Origin of the sequence: Scytonema sp. HK-05, assembly GCF_963872035.1 — a bacterium.
Taxonomy (GTDB): domain Bacteria; phylum Cyanobacteriota; class Cyanobacteriia; order Cyanobacteriales; family Nostocaceae; genus Kalymmatonema.
Map to the genome: position 1 here is coordinate 19135 of NZ_CAWMYC010000162.1, position 19799 is coordinate 38933.

Genomic DNA, 19799 nt, shown 5'->3' on the forward strand with positions numbered 1-19799 from the left:
TTTTCTACTAACCATTAACTACTAACTTTTGACTATTTTTTGATTGTTTGGTAAATGAGATTTTGAGTCGGGTTAAGTTGCACGCCGCTGACTCCTTTACGGGCAAATACATAGTCTTTGTTTTGCCATAAAGGAACATAAGGGACATCGGTGGCTATTTGTGCTTGAATGTTTGCAAAAATTTGGTTCCGCACTTGCGGGTTTTGCTCCTTACGTTGGTCTTCAATCAGCTTGTTCATGGTTTCGCTGTAGTAAAACGAACCTTGTGTCTGACTACCACCCTCTTCGCATCCCTTTGCGTCTGACCCTTTATCGCAACCCAAAAAGGGTTGAATGTAATTATCTGCGTCCAGAAAATCTGGATACCAATCGAGCAAAGCAGTTGGATAAAAACTCTTAGCGATACCTCCATAGAAGGTAGCACCGTCTACAGTGTTGACTTCAAATTGCAGCATTCCATCCATATATTTATCGGCATAAGCTTTTAGTATTTGTGCTGCCAAACTGCGAATAGGGGAACTCGCTGGATACCAAATTTGTAGCTTGACTGGATTCTCTTTCGAGAAGCCAGCAGTCGTTAACAATTGTTTGGCTTTGTCTACATTGCCATCGCCGTATTTATCTTTAAATAATGGCTGGGAAACCTCAAACGTTTTCGGTACCATGCTGTATAAGGGACTAGCTTGACCTAATAAGACCCGCTGATTCATCAGTGGACGGTCAACCATTGCAGCTATGGCTTGTCGAACTTCTAGTTGATCTAGAGGTTTTTGATTCCGGTTTAAAACCAAGTTACTGACTACACTACCTTGAGCTGTAATCGCTTGCCAATCACCTTTTTTAGCGCTTGCTTCTAAGCTGCGAATTTGGTCTGGTTCCAAAGACAGGTAAGCGACATCGACTGCACCTGTACGGAAGGAATTATACAAATTAGCCCCACTGGTGAGAAATTGCAAATTAATGCCAATATTGGCTGGTTTTTCTCCCCAGTATTTATCAAAGACATCAAATTGTAAGGAATCTGTACCATACCGCGCTAATTTATATGGACCAGTACCAATAAAGATATTTGGCTTAAATTTCCCCTTACCAATTTCATAAGCTTTGGGAGAAACGGGACAAACGCCTGAAAACGCCAGCAGCGCAGGAAACGCTGCAAACGGTTTTTTCAGTTGTATCGTTAACTCATACTCACCAGTGGCTTTGACTGAAGCCACAACATCCGCTAGTAAGAAAGAAGGTTTACCGCCGTTTTTGATAAAGCGTTCAAGACTAAACGCCATCGCTTCGGCGTTGAAGGGAGTTCCATCATGAAACACGACTCCCTGACGCAGGGGGATTGTGTATGTTAAACCATCTTGACTCACTTTGGGTAAAGCTGTGGCTAACTGCGGCTTAACTTCAGTGCTTCCTGGTTCATAATCGTAGAGGCGATCGCTCATGTTGTACACCAACCCAAGCGACTGCAATTCATAAGCATCCGCTGGATCAAGGGTACGGGGATTTAGCGTTGTACCTATAGTGATGCGACCATTCCCTGTTAAGCTATTTGCTGAACTAGATGATATTGTCGTGACTTGTTGGCTTCTTGAGCAACTCACCACCAAAAGTAAACATAAACAAAATAAAGAAACTAATTTAGTAATTTGACTCCACTGTCTCGCGGACAAGGAAAACCTGGTCATAAGATTGGGTATTTTTAAACTTAGTGGTCAGCTATTTTACTATATGTTTGGCAAAAAGCCTGAAAAAGAATTCAGAATTTAGGAGAACCCTCTCGTGGTTTTGTGAGTCCTGAGTTCTTTGTTTGTTAAGTGTATTGGCGTAGCGAGTTAACAATATAACTTTATGTAACCCTTTACTGGAAAAACAAAGAGTTTTAGACCAAGATATAGAGTTTAATGTTCCTGAATAACGGAAAATTTTTTATTTAATTAAACATATAAATAGTGTCTAAATTTGTTTTAAATTTACACTTTTCCAGTGCAAAGATTTGTTAAGCTTTTCGCGTAGCCGAAAAGGTGTAAATTAGGGATTTGTCTGCTGTGCATCTCAATCTAAGCAAAAATACTTAGCGAGCGGGTAATCGACGAACACTATCACGACAATCAAAATTAGTAGATTTCGAGCGTAATAGCGAGACTAAAAGTGTGAAATACTTCTTTCTATCTGAGGGTTGGACAATTGGCAGAGTGTGGGCATCTGATGGACTTTGGCAGATAACCGCATGGCGACGCCAACCAGACATTCAGCGAATGAATATCTGTCTAGTAGAACAAAACGAAGTGCTGTGGCTTTATCGGGTTGAAGATGTTGTTTTAACCGTGGAAGTGAAGCCTACAACACAAGTACAAGTCAATAAATCTGGTCAAGCGATCGGTCAAGTCGTACTCAAGCGGTTGATGAGTGCCGAACAGGTGATTGAACGCTTGGGAACGGCATCAGCTAGATGCCAACTGCAAAACATTGAATCTGTCGTTTAGCTGTAGGGGTGTAAGGCACAAGTTAAGAACTTTAAAGGGCACCTCCACCTCACAACTCCTCCACACCGCCTGGGTTACGTAGCTTGAAAAACTGTCAAGCTACGTAAATCCTTATGTTTACAGGCTTGCAAACAGCTCCATCAAAAGTTACAATTTTTTAAACATTCTCATTTTTTGCTTGGCGATTGTTACTCTACGGGATAATGGTTCCGTAGCTTAGTAAGCCTTGCCAAATTAACCACAGTCTCTGACTCATAAGACAAAGCTGTGGATAAATTCCAGTGGCAATAACAAAAACTGAAAAATTGCTTTGTAAACATAAATCATCGAGGAGGACCGTAGTCGATGGGACTACCCTGGTACCGAGTACATACAGTTGTTCTGAATGACCCGGGGCGGCTAATTTCTGTACACTTGATGCATACAGCGTTGGTGGCAGGCTGGGCTGGTTCGATGGCTTTGTACGAACTGGCTATCTATGACCCCAGCGACCCAGTACTCAACCCGATGTGGCGTCAAGGCATGTTCGTGCTGCCCTTCATGGCACGCTTAGGCGTCACCCAATCTTGGGGCGGTTGGAACGTTACTGGCGGTCCATCAACCGATCCCGGTTTTTGGTCATTTGAAGGCGTCGCCGCTGCTCACATCGTTCTTTCCGGTTTGCTGTTCTTAGCTGCCGTTTGGCACTGGGTTTACTGGGATTTGGAATTGTTCCAAGACCCCCGCACTGGTGAACCCGCCCTTGACTTGCCAAAAATGTTTGGCATTCACCTGTTCTTGTCTGGTCTACTCTGCTTTGGTTTTGGTGCTTTCCACCTCACCGGATTGTTTGGACCTGGAATGTGGGTTTCTGATGCCTACGGCATAACGGGTCATGTCCAAGCAGTGGCACCGGAGTGGGGACCAGATGGCTTTAACCCGTTTAACCCGGGTGGTGTCGTCGCTCACCATATTGCTGCTGGCGTCGTAGGTATTATCGCTGGTTTATTCCACCTGACAGTTAGACCCCCCGAAAGGCTCTACAAAGCTCTCAGGATGGGTAACATCGAAACTGTACTATCCAGCAGTATTGCTGCTGTCTTCTTCGCAGCCTTCGTTGTTGCTGGCACCATGTGGTACGGTAACGCTACCACCCCAATCGAACTGTTTGGTCCTACCCGCTATCAGTGGGATCAGGGTTACTTCAAGCAAGAGATTGATCGCCGCGTCCAAGCAAGCGTTGGTGAAGGTGCAAGCCTTTCTGAAGCTTGGTCACAAATTCCGGAAAAACTCGCGTTCTACGATTACGTCGGCAATAGCCCTGCTAAAGGCGGTCTATTCCGTACAGGTCCGATGGATAAGGGTGATGGAATTGCCCAATCTTGGCAAGGTCATGCGGTGTTCACAGATGCTGAAGGTCGCGAGTTGGCAGTACGTCGTCTCCCGAACTTCTTTGAAACCTTCCCAGTCCTTTTGACCGACAAAGATGGCATTGTCCGTGCTGACATTCCTTTCCGTCGGGCAGAATCACAGAATAGCTTTGAGCAATCTGGTGTTACCGTTAGCTTCTACGGTGGCGACTTGGATGGTCAAACTTTCAAAGACCCAGCTGATGTGAAGAAGTATGCCCGTAAGGCTCAAGGCGGCGAAATCTTTGAATTCGACCGGGAAACCTTGAACTCTGATGGTGTATTCCGCACCTCTCCCAGAGGTTGGTTTACCTTTGGACACGCTGTATTTGCGCTGCTGTTCTTCTTTGGTCACATCTGGCACGGGTCTCGGACAATCTACCGAGATGTGTTTGCTGGTGTTGATGCGGATCTCGAAGAACAAGTTGAATGGGGTCTGTTCCAGAAAGTGGGTGACAAGTCAACCCGCCGGAAGGAAGCTCTCTAAACTTTGTAGCGAAAAGTTAAGAATGGTCTAATGAGAGGGACTATGGACTGGTGACTGGGAACAGGAAGAATTCTTCCTCATCCCCAATCCCTAACCCCCAATTCCCTAGACCATTCTTTCCTGTAGCTTGGTACACTAATATTGGTGGGTAAATCGGCAGGAATTAAAGCTATGGAAAGCGTTGCTTACATCTTAATTTTGACTTTGGCAATAGGAACTCTCTTCTTTGCGATCGCCTTCCGCGAACCTCCTCGCATTGAAAGGAAAGAAGAGAAGTAGGACACCAAGTTCCCGACTGGGATGAGGTGTTAACTAGCACCGGACGTAGGGGCGCAAGACCGCCTTGCGCCCTGACCGTAAAAAGAAAAGTGAATGCAGCGATTATTGATAATTAACTATTGACTAAGATAAAAGAATAGATGAATTATGATATAATGTACGATCTGGAAGGTTCTGTGTTCAGATCAGCTTTTCTGCGCTAGTATGAAAAAGGATGTAGGTGTGGAATGCCCATTCGGCTCTTGCATATACATCGCGAGGAGGCATAACCTTTACGGAGAATAATAACCGGGAAACAATCAGCATGGTCAATCAGAAATTAACCGCTCCTGAAATTGGATTTACACACGACGATTTCGCCGCTCTACTAGATAAGTACGATTATCATTTTAGCCCAGGTGATATAGTACCAGGTACAGTTTTCAGTATAGAGCCACGCGGCGCTCTGATTGACATAGGTGCTAAAACAGCAGCATATATACCTATACAAGAAATGTCTATCAACCGGGTAGATAGCCCGGAAGAAGTATTACAATCGAACGAAACGCGGGAATTTTTCATCCTTACTGATGAAAACGAAGATGGTCAACTGACGCTATCGATTCGCCGTATTGAGTATATGAGAGCCTGGGAACGCGTCAGGCAGTTGCAGGCAGAAGATGCAACTGTGCGTTCTGGCGTTTTTGCCACCAATCGAGGTGGAGCTTTGGTGCGGATAGAAGGATTACGTGGCTTTATTCCCGGTTCCCATATCAGCACCCGCAAACCGAAAGAAGAATTGGTAGGCGAAGAACTGCCCTTGAAGTTCTTAGAGGTAGACGAAGAGCGTAACCGTCTTGTTTTATCTCATCGTCGAGCGCTGGTTGAGCGCAAGATGAACCGCTTAGAAGTTGGTGAGGTAGTGATTGGTACTGTGCGCGGTATCAAACCCTACGGTGCCTTTATCGATATTGGCGGCGTCAGCGGTCTACTGCACATCTCAGAAATTTCCCACGAGCATATAGATACCCCTCATAGTGTCTTCAATGTCAATGACGAAGTGAAAGTCATGATCATTGACTTGGATGCAGAACGTGGTCGCATTTCCCTGTCTACCAAACAACTGGAACCCGAACCAGGTGACATGATTAAGAATCGCGATTTGGTATATGACAAGGCAGAGGAAATGGCTGCTAAGTATCGGGAACAGATGTTAGCTAAGCAGCAAGGTGCTATTCCTGTAGCAGCAGCAACTGAAACTACTGAAGAAGTTGTGGCTGAGGACGTACCATCGGCGATTGAAGAGGACGTACCATCGGCGATTGAAGAGGACATACCATCGGCGATTGAAGAGGACATACCAGCAGCGATCGAAGAGGAAATACCAGCAGCGATCGAAGAGGAAATACCAGCAGCGATCAAAGAGTAATCCATTCGCCGTTGTGGTTATCTACACCGGCTGCTCATAAAAAAGTATTAGACCTCTCGGAAAATAAGTTTGAGACCATTATGCTGTTTGATCTAAAATCTAATTTCTAGAGATGTCTATTGGATAAACACCGATTACAAGCTGCCGGTTAAAATCTTCCCAAATCTGTACAAAGCTTACAGATGAGATAGTTATTCAGCCAAGCACTTAATCAATTAATACAGGTTACTCTGCTCTTAACCGTTTCTGCCAATCAGGAACGGTTTTTAGCTTGAATTTCAATAGCGTTCAATGGAACAACTGCTGGTATAACATTGCCGAATTCCGTTATTTTCGGCAATGTTTCAACTAGGACACTACTCTGGTTCAGAGACATTGCTTTGGTAATAGCGATGTTCTCTCCTAGCAGTTTCCAACCCTAATTCTTAACCACAGGCGAAGTTTGTCCCCAACCTCCAGTAAATACAAACGTCTGTGTCGGCTTACGCTGGCGTGGAGAAAACTGGCGCTGTTGGTATTGTTCTGGTAATGTTTCGGGATCGCCTGGATACCCAATGGCGATCGCAGCGACTGGCTCATACCTCTGGGGAATGCTGTACAACTCCTTCGCCTTCGCCACGTCAAATCCTGCCATTTGGTGGATAAACAAACCTAGGGAAGTCGCCTGAATTGCTAGATTGCTAGCAGCCGCCCCAACATCGTGAAATGCATGACGGTTTTCTACACCATTCTTCTCAAAGTAAAGCTTCGCCACTGAAATCATCAAAACAGGAGCGTTCTTCGCCCACACTTGATTTCCTTCTGCCAAACAACTCAACAGACGGTTGAATTCCTCTGGATTATCTTTAGTAGCAACGATAAAGTGCCAAGGCTGCTCATTATAAGAAGAAGCAGCCCAACTCGCTGCTTCTAGCAAACTCTCAAGCGTTTCTTTTTCAATAGGTTGGCTGGAAAATGCCAAGGGACTCCAGCGCCGTTTCAGCAAGTCGTGAATTGGAAATTGGGTATCAGCAGGTTTCTCCATCACAGCCTCGGTTAAGTAAAGGTGGCTAAGAGCTATTTGCTCTTGAAATAGATGTTTTTAGACAAAAATACTTAAATTTACTATTAATTGTTTTTCTAAATTCTGCAATCCTCATTGGGATAATATTTTCACTTGCTTTAATTTTGAGAGTTACACAAGGCATTGCGCCCGTTGCACGAAATATGGAATCGGCGTAGTTCTCCCTCTCCTGAATCACTAATGATTGTGTTTCTAGCCCATGAAGCTTTTTGTACATCCAAAACAATTTTTGCTCAGCGATCAGCGAAGCCGCGTCCTTCGGACAATTGCTTGATTACCCTTGAGTCATTAGTCAAAGACCAAGAACAAATCACTGCTGGACTAGTGACTCAGTATTGTTGCTACGCTAGATACAGCTGAAGAAACACAGCAATTTTGATCCAAGTAGAGGGGAACTATGCCGCACACGATTGTTACTGATGTCTGTGAAGGTGTCGCTGATTGCGTAGACGCCTGTCCGGTAGCTTGCATTCATCCTGGTCCTAGCAAAAACGTCAAAGGAACTGATTGGTACTGGATTGACTTTGCCACTTGCATTGACTGTGGCATATGTATCCAAGTTTGTCCAGTAGAAGGCGCGATCGTCCCAGAAGAACGACCCGATTTACAAAAAACACCGTAGATAAGTCGTATAAACGGTTAACATTTTTGAAAAACAGGCAAAATCTTTAAGATGCCTGTTTTTACAGTAATAGTACTGGATAAAGATTTAAAAAAGTAACATAAAATATTTATTGTTCGGAAATGGCAGGTGCGTTTACGTATACATAAATATAGCTGTCCTACGTAGGTAAACTCATGCAACGGTTAAGCGTACCCCTGATAGGCAATATCTTAACGTTAAGTCTGGCGACTGTAGCAATGACCCTGACGTCTGCTTACAGTGCTACAGCGGGCACACTGGGTCTCAATTTTACAAAGCTACAAGGCTTAACTGGTGGTAGTTCTGGTACGACTGGTGTCTACCGTGCCGATCTCTCCAATCTTGGCTTCGATATCATTTCCATTGATATCAGCGATATCAATGGAACAGCGGGTGCACCTGGGAAATTTAGCGGTTTTGATTTCGATGCCATCAAGATTAGCAACGTCTTGGTTGACAATGCCACAGACGCCAAAAACTTATCAGGGTTAAACGTCTTCGATTTTACTTCCTCCGGAACTTTCTTCACCCCAGGAACCCAGCGTTCTCCTGCCGATCCAGGAGAGTTATTTGGTGTAACTGGCGGTATTGTTGACAACTCACTCGCCACTCTGCAAAATTTTGATGGCAACTCCATAGCTAACGAAACTGCTTCTGGATTCGTCAGTTTAGGTGATGGCGGAAAAATTGTGTTTAACCTCAAAAATCCCATTCCCACAACCAGTCCACTGTACTTATACATTGGAGAGGCAGGTGATAATGGTGAGACAGTCAGCGGTCAAATTACTGTCTCTGACAAACCACGTGAGGTTCCAGAACCTACAAGCTTAGCAGCTGTATCTTTACTCGGAATCTACTTTGCCTACATCCGTAGAAAGAAAACAAAAGCTGCTTAATTTCAAATTCAGTAGCCATTAACATAAAACTTAAGACATAAAACTTAAGACATAGGTTTTTTACCTATGTTTTTTCATTTTGGCGCTGTGTTTGTCTTGGTATATAGTTAAATCGTTTAATTTTGAGCAAAATAACTGTATTTTAAAGTAACTATATTTTGAATTTATAATAAAGGACATTATGTCTGATTCGCTCACTCATTCGTCTCCCCTCCTAGAAGTGAAAAATGTCCACGCTGGATATATCAAAGACGTGGATATTCTGCAAGGTGTGAATTTTCGGGTGGAACGGGGAGAATTGGTAACAGTGATTGGTCCTAATGGTGCTGGTAAATCTACCTTAGCGAAAACCATTTTTGGGCTTTTAACCCCACATACAGGCTCAATTACCTTCAAAGACGAGAATATCACTGGGCTAAAGTCGAATCAAATTGTTCAGCGGGGAATGTGCTACATACCGCAAATTGCCAATGTCTTCCCCTCCCTCAGCGTAGAAGAAAATTTAGAAATGGGCGCTTTCGTCCGCAATGTTCCCCTGAAACCACTCAAAGATAAAATATATACTATGTTCCCCAAGCTTGGCGATCGCCGTCAGCAACGCGCTGGAACCCTCTCAGGTGGTGAACGCCAAATGTTAGCAATGGGGAAAGCTTTGATGTTGGAACCCAGCTTACTGCTTTTAGATGAACCTTCAGCGGCTTTGTCTCCTATCCTAGTAACACAAGTTTTTGAGCAGATAAAACAAATTAACCAAAGTGGTACGGCGATTGTACTAGTAGAGCAAAACGCCCGTAAAGCTTTGGAAATGGCTCATCGAGGATACGTCCTAGAGTCTGGGCGCGATGCTATCTCAGGTCCCGGTTTGGAATTATTGCATGATCCCAAGGTAGGCGAACTGTACTTGGGAGCAGGTAAAGCCCACTAGTCATTAGTCAAAAGTCAAAGATTTTTGACTAATGACTAGTGAAAATTAAATGACTCTTAAACCGTGTCCTTGCTCACTCTTACATCCTTGTAGAGTTTGAGAAGCTGTTGTCAGCAGGGTTCCCTTAACTGAGACAGACTGATGAGTCGAATCAATGGATTTGTAGGGCGTCGTAGTTTTTTGAGGCAGTGCGTTGCGGGGGTTCCCCTGAGTGTGTATACTGCCATGAAGTTTGCAGGTGTGGGAGGCTTTGCAGTTGGCGGTAGCCTTCTTTGGCAAAAACAGCAAGCTGTTGCTCTACAAGCCGCAGTTGCTGATGCAAGTCCAGCAAATCCCAATCCAGTCAACGGGGACAAAGCTTTAGAACTATTATTGGATGGAAATCAACGATTTTTACACCAAAAGCGAAAATACCCCGACCAATCGTTAGAACGCTTGCGATTGGTTGCTAAAGGTCAATATCCTTTTGCGTCTATACTTGGTTGTGCAGATTCTAGAGTACCAGCGGAAATTATTTTCGACCAGGGACTTGGGGATTTGTTTGTCGTGCGAGTGGCTGGTAATGTCGCCAGTGATATGGTTATAGGTAGCTTGGAATACGCTACAGCAATATTGGGTTCTCAACTGATTGTGGTTTTGGGTCATAGAAAATGTGGTGCTGTAGCAGAGGCGCTTCAAGAAGAACCTGTTCCTGGCAGAATAGGCTTTGTTGTTGAAGGGATCAAACCAGCCGTAGAAAGAGTCAAGTTGAGAACAGGCGACATCCAAGAGAATGCAATTATAGCCAACATTCAATATCAGGCAGAAAAATTACAGGAAAGCTCAACGATTTTGGCTAAACTCATCCGCAAAGGTCAACTCAAAATCGTCGGTGCTTGTTACGATATTGAAACTGGTAAAGTGTCTATTCTTACCTAGGACAATTCCAGAGGAGCATTGAAATTACAATATTCATCAGCGGTGAGCAGGAAGATTCACGGTAGCTTAAACTTGAGGAGTTACACCCTGAAATTCAGATAGGATATACATTAAGCGTGAGCACGAAGAAAGTGTACCATTTGACGCACAGCTAATAAAAGGCAAAGGTCAGAAAAGACTCGCTTAAAAATACGGAAGCTCAGACATGATCAAAGAAGTTGTTGGCTGTAATGACTCTGATTGAACAAACAGGGTACTTTGGTCGGGGAAAGGTGTCCAATTTTGGTCGGATAACGGTTCAGAGGCAATAGTAACTCGGGTCGGGTGGTTTGCATCATCGCAAGACCAATAAAGAGTAGGGGCTTGTATGCCGTAGGCATACCTACTTGCCGCGATCGCTTGACCATCACTGACAATGACATTGGCACTAAAGCTGGTGTCGTGTTCTTTAGCCAGGTGCGTCAATTTTTGTAGCGTGGCACGTAAGGCTGACAACAGGGTGCTGTTTGGAGACGACTGCCACATTTCCACTAGCAGGGCAAAGATGTGTTCAGAGTCAGTCATGCCCTTAATGAGACGGTATGTGGAATCAGAAAGGCTGTCACGTATCGGTCTATACAGCGTCTCTTGAAAGTTTGTAATCTCGCCATTATGCACAAACAACAGGTTGCCACTGCGAAATGGCTGACAGTTGCTAATATCGAGCGATTCACCCGTTCCAGTGAGTCGGACATAGCCCAGCGCACAAGTAGATTGTACGTAGTGGCTCAACTCTTTCAGGTTCGGGTCGTTCCACATCGGGATAGTGTTCCGGTAAATGAATGGTTTACCCGCTTCATCATACCAGCCTACACCGCTCCCGTCTGCACAAACGACTCCTGACTTTAATTCAAGAGGGTTGTAACTTTGGTTGTAGAGGGAATGCTCCTGCTTATAGAGCAACTCATCTAATTGGATGCGATCGCCAAGGTAGCCAACTAATCGACACATAAGAAAAACAGTTCTATTGAGCGGGATACACTCATTACATTAAGGTTCGTACATAAAAGTTTAGCAAACTAAATTTTTTTTAGCTTTCCGACTCTTAAGCAAGCAGCTAACACAGGAGGTCACTCGCTGAGCGCCAGAGGCGTCCCGTGAGGGATACGCTCAAATTCAAAATTATCAATTCAAAATTCAAAAAATTATCAATTCAAAATTCAAAATGATTAGCCCACGGATGAATCCAGGGGCTTAAATAATTAGAAGAGCGCATTTTTTGCTGCCCATGATCGCGCGTTGGAGGCTTGTATCGTTTTCTTTTTCGGTCAACAAGCCTAAATGTATGTCTATTAATCAACTTTGCCAATCCAAAGGTAGAATTTATTTAAACGTATCGTCCCAGACTTATAACTTTATCTGCGTCCATCCACTTCGGCGTCCATCTGCGGTTAAAAGTTCTTTGTGATTCTCAAACTCCTCCCAAAACACCTACAAACCATGAGCGCTCACGCCGAAACTACCTATCCAGAAGAGTGCTGTGGTATAATACTAGGCAATCTGACAAGCGAGGGCAAAACTGTGGTAGAAGTGATGCCAACAGAAAATGCCTGGAACGCAGAAACAGCGGCAGAGCTTCCAGGAGATGACACATTAGATTACAGTAAAAGGCAAAGGTATGCGATCGCACCTCAAGTCATGTTGCAGGCACAAAGGGAGGCACGCGATTCCAAACTAAATATCATCGGCATTTATCACTCCCATACCGACCATCCAGCGATTCCTTCAGAATATGACCAAAAGCTTGCTTGGCAGGAATACTCTTACATCATTGTTTCGGTACAAAATGGCAAAGCTGGTGACATCAAAAGTTGGAGTTTGGATGATAACCATCAATTTCAGCAAGAAGTAATTGAAAAGTTAGGTTAAGAACAAGTCATACAAAAAGACACAAAGGGTATTGTTTTTCGGTAGGATTAAAAATCCGCTCTTCCTCATCAAACTGCTATGCTCAATCCTAATCTGGATGAAATCCAGCTAACCAAAGATGATTACGAACGTTACTCCCGCCACCTAATTTTGCCGGAAGTGGGGTTGGAGGGACAAAAACGCCTAAAAGCTGCTAGTGTGCTGTGTATCGGTACAGGTGGACTCGGTTCGCCTCTGCTTCTGTATCTGGCTGCGGCGGGTATCGGACGCATCGGTATTGTTGATTTCGATGTTGTCGATACTTCCAACTTGCAACGCCAAGTCATTCACGGTACATCTTGGGTGGGTAAACCTAAGATTGAATCTGCAAAGAATCGCATTCTAGAGATTAATCCGTATTGTCAGGTTGATTTATACGAAACTCGCCTGACTTCAGAAAACGCCCTCGACATTATTAGACCCTATGATATCGTGGTGGATGGTACCGATAACTTCCCCACTCGTTATCTAGTCAACGATGCTTGCGTGTTGCTGAACAAGCCCAACGTCTACGGTTCCATTTTCCGTTTTGAAGGGCAAGCCACAGTATTTAACTACGAGGGTGGACCAAACTATCGTGATCTTTACCCCGAACCACCACCACCAGGAATGGTTCCCTCCTGTGCGGAAGGTGGGGTGCTAGGTGTGCTGTGCGGTATTATTGGCACGCTTCAGGCAACGGAAACTGTCAAAATCATTATCGGACAGGGTAATACTTTAAGTGGACGCCTGTTGCTGTATGATGCTCTCAATATGAAGTTCCGGGAGTTGAAGCTGCGTCCTAACCCAGTCCGCCCAGTCATTGAAAAGTTGATAGACTACGAACAATTCTGCGGTATCCCACAAGCCAAAGCACAAGAGGAGAAACAGCAGATGGAAATGTCAGAAATCACAGTGCAGGAGTTGAAGCAATTGCTCGATAGTGGTACAGATGATTTTGTGCTGCTAGATGTCCGCAACCCGCACGAGTACGAAATTGCCCAAATTCCTGGTGCAATCTTGATACCGTTACCGGATATTGAAAACGGTGAAGGCGTCCTTAAGGTGAAGGAGTTGGTCAATGGTCATCGCCTGATTGCCCATTGTAAATCGGGTATGCGTTCTGCAAAAGCCCTCGGTATTCTCAAGGAAGCGGGAGTTGATGGCACGAATGTGAAGGGTGGTATTCTTGCTTGGAGTAAGGAAATCGACCCATCGGTACCAACGTATTAGAGAAGGAACCGCAAAGACGCTAAGGACGCGAAGCTTTATTTGCGTCTTTAGCGTATTTTTTTTGGAAAAGAATCTAGATTATTTGTGTATATCTAGCGTGATTCAGCAGATTTTCCTTCGATAGATAGTTGCTTTATTTCTCTTTTTATAGAATATTTTGCTTGCTCTCGGTTTTTGCTTGACAAATCTTGAGTCCAAAAGACGTAAGTTGATTGAGAAGTTGATGACTTTCAAAGGAAATAATACTAAAGTTAGATAAGCGGAATTTCATGAACAAGTAGAACTTAAATATGCCCACTAGGCAGCTAGTTACCAGCTAGCTCCCAGCAGGACTTCCTCCGTAATTGAGCGTGCAACCAAGGAGGCTAATCTTATCGTGTCAAATACTTCCAAAAATTGTCATCATAATGACGATATAAGTAATTTTCAAACCTTAGATGGTTTACGGATAGTTGTAGTAGATGATGATGCTGACAGCCTTGTCTTAACTACGTTTATTCTTGAAAGCTACGGTGTTCAAACAATGACGGCAACGTCTGCGTTGGAAGCGATTGAGGTCATCCAACAATCTGTACCGGATGTTTTAATTATCGACATTGCCATGCCGGAAGTGGATGGATATTCGTTAATTCGTAAAGTCAGAACACTCAATTCTCCACAAAATCAGATTCCGGCTATTGCTCTAACAGCTATGCATTCACAAGAAGGTCCCGACCTTGCTCTCAAAGCTGGGTTTCAATCCTACTTGATTAAACCTACTGAACCTAATGATATACTAACAGAAATTGTAAATATTGTTACTGAAAAGCGTTAATTTTAACTGTTGACAAAATAAAAGCTTCTAGCCATAGACTGGGTAAAAGCTGAAATATTGATCGCAATAATCGGGTAGAATGTAGCGTGTTGATGCCCTTAATCTGGTCTTACTTAGAGAAAGAATAAACTGACCAGTGTATAAGGAGCAGCGTTTAGCCGCAGAAAACCTACTCAAAACTGATGAAATATCATCATAGTTGAGCGGGTTTCTCAGGCACTAGTAAAAACTCAAAAGAAAAATAAAAATCTCAGGCATTCCATCAAGGGTATTTGTATAATATAAAACAAAAATACAAAGGGAACCATTAAGTAATGTACGCTATCAAAAGACGCTTAAAACTTAATAATAAAGAGCGAACTTTGATGGCAAAACACGCTGGTTTTGCTCGCTATACCTACAACTTTGGATTGAATCTTTATAACAGTATCGATCATACAACCGTTAAAAGCAGTGTATCCAAGAAGCTAACTACCATTAAAAAGATTCTGACCAATATTACTAAGAGACAATCCGAAAATGCTTGGATGAACGAATTATCGTCAAAAGTTTATCAAAGCTCTTTTCAACATCTTGGTACAGCTATTTCAAAATGGCTTGCAGGTGAAGCAAAACGACCAGTTTACAAGAGTAGAAAGGACGGACAATCATTTACTGTCTATGACGGAAACGGTGTAGTTACACTCGATTGTGGCAAGAAAATCAAAATTCCTACCCTCGGCACGTTCCGTCTGTGGGAAAGTCTTGATGCTCGGTACGTTACTCAAACCTTCACTTTGTCATGTAGAGCGGGTGAGTGGTACGTCTCTTTTGCTGTCAACGCCGAACGCATTCCCCCATTGTTTCATCAGGTACAAAAAACAATCGGAATCGATCTAGGGGTCAAAATGTTTGCAACTCTTAGCGATGGAACTGAGTACTCAGCGCCAAAGCCTTTTAAAAAAGCGAAAACCAAGCTGGCTAAAAAACAATGGCGTAATCGTAAGAAACAAAGTGGCAACCGTAAAAAAGACGTTAAAACATCTAATAATGCCAAGAAGTTTTACCAGTCTGTTGCTAAACAACACGCTCATATCGCTAACGTTCGCTACGACTTTCTACAAAAAACTACAACCGAAATTAGTCGGAAATATTCTCACATTCGTATCGAGGATCTAAATGTTTCCGGCATGATAGCTAATCACAAATTAGCATCGGCGGTTTCGGATTTGGGCTTCTACGAGTTTCGCCGTCAACTAACTTACAAGTCTCCAATCTATAGCACCAAAGTTGAGATAATAGACAGGTGGTATCCATCTTCTAAAATGTGTCACAATTGTCACCACATTCAACCAATGCCATTAAATGAGCGATGGTTTAAATGTGAGAACTGTGTCCATGTAAATTGCAGGGATTGGAATGCGGCATTAAACTTGGCAGACGCCCCGAACGATAAAGTACGTCTGGCTTAGGCGGAATTCACGCCTGTGGACAAGAAGGAGCCGACTCCCTTGGACGAAGCAGGAAGTAAACAAAGAAGTGAACAACTTTGGATAAGTTTTATGGAGCAGGTATCGATGGAATTACGAGAGACTCCAATCACAGAGGAAACCCTGTGGGAAGCAATTCTCAATCGAAACCCCAGTTTTGAAGGAAAGCTTTTTTACGGTGTCCGTTCTACAGGCATCTACTGCCGACCGACTTGTTCTAGTCGAAGACCAAATAGAAAACAAGTTTGTTTGTTTGAGTCACCACAAGAGGCTGAAACTGCAGGTTTTCGACCTTGTAAGCGGTGCCTGCCACAATATGAAACAGCGCCAAATTTGACCAAGGCTAAAATCTTGGCAGTATGTCGATACATTGAAGAACAAGTTGCTCGCATCCCAACCCTATCAGAACTAGCCTCTCACTTTGGGATAAGTCCCAGCTACCTGCAAAGGGAATTCAAGCGAGTCATTGGCTTATCGCCGTTTCAATATGCAGATGCACTTCGTAGCGATCGCTTTAAACAGCGTCTTCAACAAGGGGAAGAAATTGCTCATGCGCTTTACGACACAGGATATGGATCGAGTAGCCGAGTGTATGAAAAAGCATCCCAGCAACTTGGAATGACACCAAAAACTTATCGGTGCAGTGGCAAGGGAATGCATATTGCCTATACCATCGTTCCATGTTCTCTGGGATATTTGCTTGTGGCAATAACAGAGAAAGGTATCTGTGCCGTTAAATTAGGTGATGAAGTAGATGAGCTAGAACGTATTCTTGTTAGTGAATTCAATCAGGCGGATATCGTGCGTGATGACTATTTACATCGAGACTGGGTACAGACAATCCTCAGCTTCATTGTAGGAGACGCGCTACACCTCGATTTGCCGCTTGATATACGCGGGACAGCATTTCAAAAACAAGTTTGGCAGGCTTTGCAGAAAATTCCCTATGGGGAAACGCGCACCTATGCTGATATCGCCCGTGAAATTGGTAAACCTCACGCAGTTCGCGCTGTGGGTACTGCTTGTGGTGCCAATCCGGCAGCACTCATCGTACCGTGTCACCGTGTCTTGCGAACTGATGGCACTCTTGGCGGCTATCACTGGGGAATTGAACGCAAAGAAAAACTTTTGGCACAAGAAGTGAAACGGACGGGCAAGATGCCCATCCCACACAAGAGATAAGCGAGTTGTTATGTCGCCCAGAATTTTCAATGAACCCCACCCCGGTTTTGTCTTGCGCCAAAACCGCCCCTCCCCTTGATAAGGGGAGGGGATTAAGGGGTGGGGTTAAATCAACTGCTAGCTACTAGAAGCAACTGGCTGTTTGTCCTGCTTTTTAATGTTTCGCCTTCCCCAAGGCTTGAGAACTGAAATGCCAATAATGACTAAAACGCATGAGGTCTGAATAATAGCACCCACAAGTACTGCGTTCTGGTCAAATACATACAACGGATTTTGCAGTGCTTGTATCCTTTCTGCTGCAGAGATAGCGGTCATTGCATTTGTCCAAGGACCAAGCCAAATTGTGCCAGTGACAATGAGTGTTACAGTTGCTATCCACTTGACGATCACCCAGTAGTGTTTGAAAAATCCCCAAATCGTAAGCCAGCAAAGCAGCCCACCTGTAATCAGCGATAAGGTGGCAGACGGGATAATTACCCAGTCATCCAGCAGCTTCATGACTGAGTTGATAGCGTACAGTTCATCACCGTTAGGAGTGTTTCGGTTGCTCAAAGCAATAGCGATCATGCATAAAGCAGTACCAAACCAAATTCCTCCAAAGGCGACATGAGAAGCCAGCAACCAGTTTTTTTGCTTGACGCTTAGCTTGTTCATATTAATTTTTCCTAAAATTAATTAGGTAGCTTATAGTTAGCTTCCTAATCAATAGATTACACTAGGTTAGAATTATCGACAAGCATTTTATTCAGCGTCAAGCATTGCTGGGGTTCCAGCGCATACTTTATTTAAAAGCTTGATAAGTGTCTTTTTTTCGCTGTCAGTGAGATTCGCCATCAAGCCAGTGGTGCGGCAAAAATGGTCTGGAAGCATTTGAGAAAGCAAGTCTTGTCCTTTGTCTGTTAGTTGCAAACGCAGCATTCGCCTGTCTTGTGAGTCAGGGAAGCGTCTCACCAATCCATCTCGTTCGAGTCCGTCCAGGAGTCCTGTGATGGTTGCTCTAGTAACACCAACACGTTCAGCACATTCAGACGGTGTTAACCCCTGCTCGCGAACTTGATACAATTGCATCAATAGGGTAAATTTCCCCCGCGAAAGCCCGTAGCGGGCAAAATGAACATCTAAGGCTTGATAAACATCAGCCGTGGTATGCAGAAAAGCCAGACAAGTTTCTATTGAAGCAACATCCAACTCCGGGTAGCGCTTGGCAAAATCCAGTATTGTCTGTTTATCAACAAAGGGACGCAGTGTAACCACAATTAAAAAGGAATTTGATTAGCTTGCTAATTATAAGGTAGCCTGTAAGTCGAATTTTTTAAGTCGAATTTTTATTGTTGTGTCTATGTTGATGTCAGAATCACTCACACAAGAAACTCTTACTTATGCTTTGATGGAGCTAGCCAATCGCGACAGCGATTTTGCCGGAATTTTAGAAACTTTCGGACCTCCGCCTTTGTGGGAAAGAGAAGCGGGTTTCCCAACACTCCTGCGTATCATTTTAGAACAACAAGTATCTTTAGCTGCTGCAAAGGCTGTATTTAACCGTCTGTGTGCAGTGGCGGTACCGCTGACGCCAGAAAATTTTCTGACTCTCGATGATGTTCAATTAAAGACAATTGGGTTTAGTCGGCAAAAGATTTTGTATGGTCGTGCATTGGCGATCGCAATCACAAGCGGTCAGCTTAACCTTACGAACCTAGAGACAATGGACGAAACAGCTATCCGGACTGAGTTAAAGCGCATCAAAGGTATTGGAGATTGGACAGTCGATATTTACTTACTGATGGCGCTGCTACGCCCTGATGTTTTTCCCAAAGGCGATTTAGGACTGGCGATCGCCACCCAAAAACTCAAGGGATTGACGTTACGTCCAACACCTGAAGAACTGGCAGCAATTGCAGACAACTGGCGTCCTTGGCGTGCCGTTGCTGCCAGAATTTTATGGCACTACTACCTGAGCGATCGCACTTGGCGTAAAGGTTTTGAAAAAAGTACGCGATCGCTGAGTTAATTCTGCTGAGAAAACTTAATAGGAACACTCTTTCTCGTTGAGAGCAAAAAATTAGAATGCACCCCTCAACAGGCGTTGGCTGATATCGCACTCTCTAAGCTAGCTACTTTAGTTCGTCGGGAGTTTTTGGCTTCATGAATGAAATCTGTTGAAAAAACCCAAGGGTTCAAATCAGCAGGAAAAATAAAAAATTCTATCCCATGCAGGAGTCCTTTACGGTGAAGTGAGATAGCCTCTGTCAGGCGTAAAAACATAATTGGAGTCCATAAGCATAATCTGCTGCTGTAAAAGTAGACAACGACTCGGCTCGTTGTGTACTCATACTGCGGGAGTGGATTTTGCAAACGCGAAATCATACTAAATAACGGTCATCTGTCAAAAGGTAGAAGAGGCTCTATCTATCATTTGACGCATTATTGGGAACGATAACAACTAGCTAAAGATAGTTGTTTTGTATGATTTTTTACGTATACTTTATTCGCTTTTCTGTGAAAATAAGAGACAATACTGCTGCGACTCACCTAATTTCTGCATAAGTCAACTTTAGTTGCGTCTATAAGAATATGTAAAAAAGTTCTCTTTACTTGACCAGAAAGAAAAAGGTACAAGCCCCCAACTTCAGTTATGGAAAAAGAAAAAATGTATTTCATCGAGTAGGCGCAAGCGTCTACGGCGTC

The 19799-nt window shown here is 43.8% G+C and carries 19 protein-coding genes; 14 read left to right on the forward strand and 5 right to left on the reverse strand.

Going from position 1 to position 19799, the window contains the following annotated elements:
* Positions 1-32 precede the first annotated feature (32 nt).
* On the reverse strand, positions 33-1685 hold the full coding sequence (locus tag AACT52_RS37800) for an ABC transporter substrate-binding protein (protein ID WP_073635392.1): 1653 nt from the start codon (positions 1683-1685) through the stop codon (positions 33-35).
* Positions 1686-2150: 465 nt separating this feature from the next.
* Here AACT52_RS37800 and AACT52_RS37805 point away from each other — a divergent pair, with 465 nt between their 5' ends.
* The 4 genes from AACT52_RS37805 (at position 2151) to AACT52_RS37820 (ending at position 6045) form a co-directional block, all read left to right on the forward strand.
* Positions 2151-2483, forward strand: a complete 333-nt coding sequence (locus AACT52_RS37805) for a hypothetical protein (protein ID WP_073635393.1) — start codon at positions 2151-2153, stop codon at positions 2481-2483.
* A 345-nt stretch (positions 2484-2828) separates the two neighbouring features.
* Positions 2829-4358, forward strand: a complete 1530-nt coding sequence (gene psbB / locus AACT52_RS37810) for a photosystem II chlorophyll-binding protein CP47 (RefSeq protein WP_073635394.1) — start codon at positions 2829-2831, stop codon at positions 4356-4358.
* A gap of 171 nt (positions 4359-4529) precedes the next feature.
* Positions 4530-4637 (forward strand): photosystem II reaction center protein T, encoded by a 108-nt coding sequence (locus AACT52_RS37815; RefSeq protein WP_073635395.1) that lies wholly within the window; start codon positions 4530-4532, stop codon positions 4635-4637.
* Between the two features lie 304 nt (positions 4638-4941).
* On the forward strand, positions 4942-6045 hold the full coding sequence (locus AACT52_RS37820) for a 30S ribosomal protein S1 (RefSeq protein WP_073635396.1): 1104 nt from the start codon (positions 4942-4944) through the stop codon (positions 6043-6045).
* A 418-nt stretch (positions 6046-6463) separates the two neighbouring features.
* Here AACT52_RS37820 and AACT52_RS37825 read toward each other — a convergent pair whose 3' ends face one another.
* Positions 6464-7069 (reverse strand): nitroreductase family protein, encoded by a 606-nt coding sequence (locus AACT52_RS37825; protein ID WP_073635411.1) that lies wholly within the window; start codon positions 7067-7069, stop codon positions 6464-6466.
* A gap of 436 nt (positions 7070-7505) precedes the next feature.
* On the opposite strand from AACT52_RS37825, the gene AACT52_RS37830 reads away from it, so the two are divergent.
* The 4 genes from AACT52_RS37830 to AACT52_RS37845 all read left to right on the forward strand — a co-directional run bounded on the left by AACT52_RS37830 (position 7506) and on the right by AACT52_RS37845 (position 10490).
* Complete coding sequence (locus tag AACT52_RS37830) at positions 7506-7730, forward strand: indolepyruvate ferredoxin oxidoreductase subunit alpha (protein ID WP_041032559.1); 225 nt, start codon at positions 7506-7508, stop codon at positions 7728-7730.
* A gap of 176 nt (positions 7731-7906) precedes the next feature.
* The gene (locus AACT52_RS37835) at positions 7907-8647 is read left to right on the forward strand and encodes a PEP-CTERM sorting domain-containing protein (RefSeq protein WP_073635398.1); all 741 of its coding nucleotides are present in this window, start codon (positions 7907-7909) and stop codon (positions 8645-8647) included.
* Between the two features lie 181 nt (positions 8648-8828).
* Entirely contained in the window at positions 8829-9572 is a 744-nt protein-coding gene (locus tag AACT52_RS37840; protein WP_073635399.1) for an ABC transporter ATP-binding protein, read from the forward strand.
* A 141-nt stretch (positions 9573-9713) separates the two neighbouring features.
* A complete protein-coding gene (locus AACT52_RS37845) occupies positions 9714-10490 on the forward strand; it encodes a carbonic anhydrase (RefSeq protein WP_073635400.1) in 777 nt (258 codons plus the stop codon).
* Positions 10491-10673: 183 nt separating this feature from the next.
* Here the strand turns inward: AACT52_RS37845 and egtC are convergent, their stop codons facing one another.
* The gene (egtC, locus tag AACT52_RS37850) at positions 10674-11480 is read right to left on the reverse strand and encodes an ergothioneine biosynthesis protein EgtC (protein ID WP_073635401.1); all 807 of its coding nucleotides are present in this window, start codon (positions 11478-11480) and stop codon (positions 10674-10676) included.
* A 456-nt stretch (positions 11481-11936) separates the two neighbouring features.
* On the opposite strand from egtC, the gene AACT52_RS37855 reads away from it, so the two are divergent.
* From AACT52_RS37855 to ada, 5 genes are all read left to right on the forward strand, one after another.
* On the forward strand, positions 11937-12398 hold the full coding sequence (locus AACT52_RS37855; RefSeq protein WP_073635412.1) for a Mov34/MPN/PAD-1 family protein: 462 nt from the start codon (positions 11937-11939) through the stop codon (positions 12396-12398).
* Between the two features lie 78 nt (positions 12399-12476).
* Positions 12477-13649, forward strand: a complete 1173-nt coding sequence (moeB, locus tag AACT52_RS37860) for a molybdopterin-synthase adenylyltransferase MoeB (protein WP_073635402.1) — start codon at positions 12477-12479, stop codon at positions 13647-13649.
* A gap of 376 nt (positions 13650-14025) precedes the next feature.
* On the forward strand, positions 14026-14463 hold the full coding sequence (locus tag AACT52_RS37865) for a response regulator (RefSeq protein WP_073635403.1): 438 nt from the start codon (positions 14026-14028) through the stop codon (positions 14461-14463).
* Between the two features lie 314 nt (positions 14464-14777).
* Positions 14778-15914, forward strand: coding sequence for an RNA-guided endonuclease InsQ/TnpB family protein (locus AACT52_RS37870; protein WP_073635404.1), 1137 nt, complete (start codon positions 14778-14780; stop codon positions 15912-15914).
* Between the two features lie 15 nt (positions 15915-15929).
* A complete protein-coding gene (gene ada / locus AACT52_RS37875; RefSeq protein WP_272937135.1) occupies positions 15930-17114 on the forward strand; it encodes a bifunctional DNA-binding transcriptional regulator/O6-methylguanine-DNA methyltransferase Ada in 1185 nt (394 codons plus the stop codon).
* A gap of 117 nt (positions 17115-17231) precedes the next feature.
* On the opposite strand, the gene AACT52_RS37880 is transcribed toward ada, so the two are convergent.
* The gene (locus AACT52_RS37880; protein ID WP_073635406.1) at positions 17232-17768 is read right to left on the reverse strand and encodes a hypothetical protein; all 537 of its coding nucleotides are present in this window, start codon (positions 17766-17768) and stop codon (positions 17232-17234) included.
* An 87-nt stretch (positions 17769-17855) separates the two neighbouring features.
* Positions 17856-18368: a MarR family winged helix-turn-helix transcriptional regulator gene (locus AACT52_RS37885; protein ID WP_073635407.1), complete on the reverse strand. Its 513-nt coding sequence runs from the start codon at positions 18366-18368 to the stop codon at positions 17856-17858.
* Between the two features lie 85 nt (positions 18369-18453).
* Here AACT52_RS37885 and AACT52_RS37890 point away from each other — a divergent pair, with 85 nt between their 5' ends.
* Positions 18454-19122, forward strand: coding sequence for a DNA-3-methyladenine glycosylase family protein (locus tag AACT52_RS37890; RefSeq protein WP_073635408.1), 669 nt, complete (start codon positions 18454-18456; stop codon positions 19120-19122).
* The last annotated feature ends 677 nt before the right edge of the window (positions 19123-19799 follow it).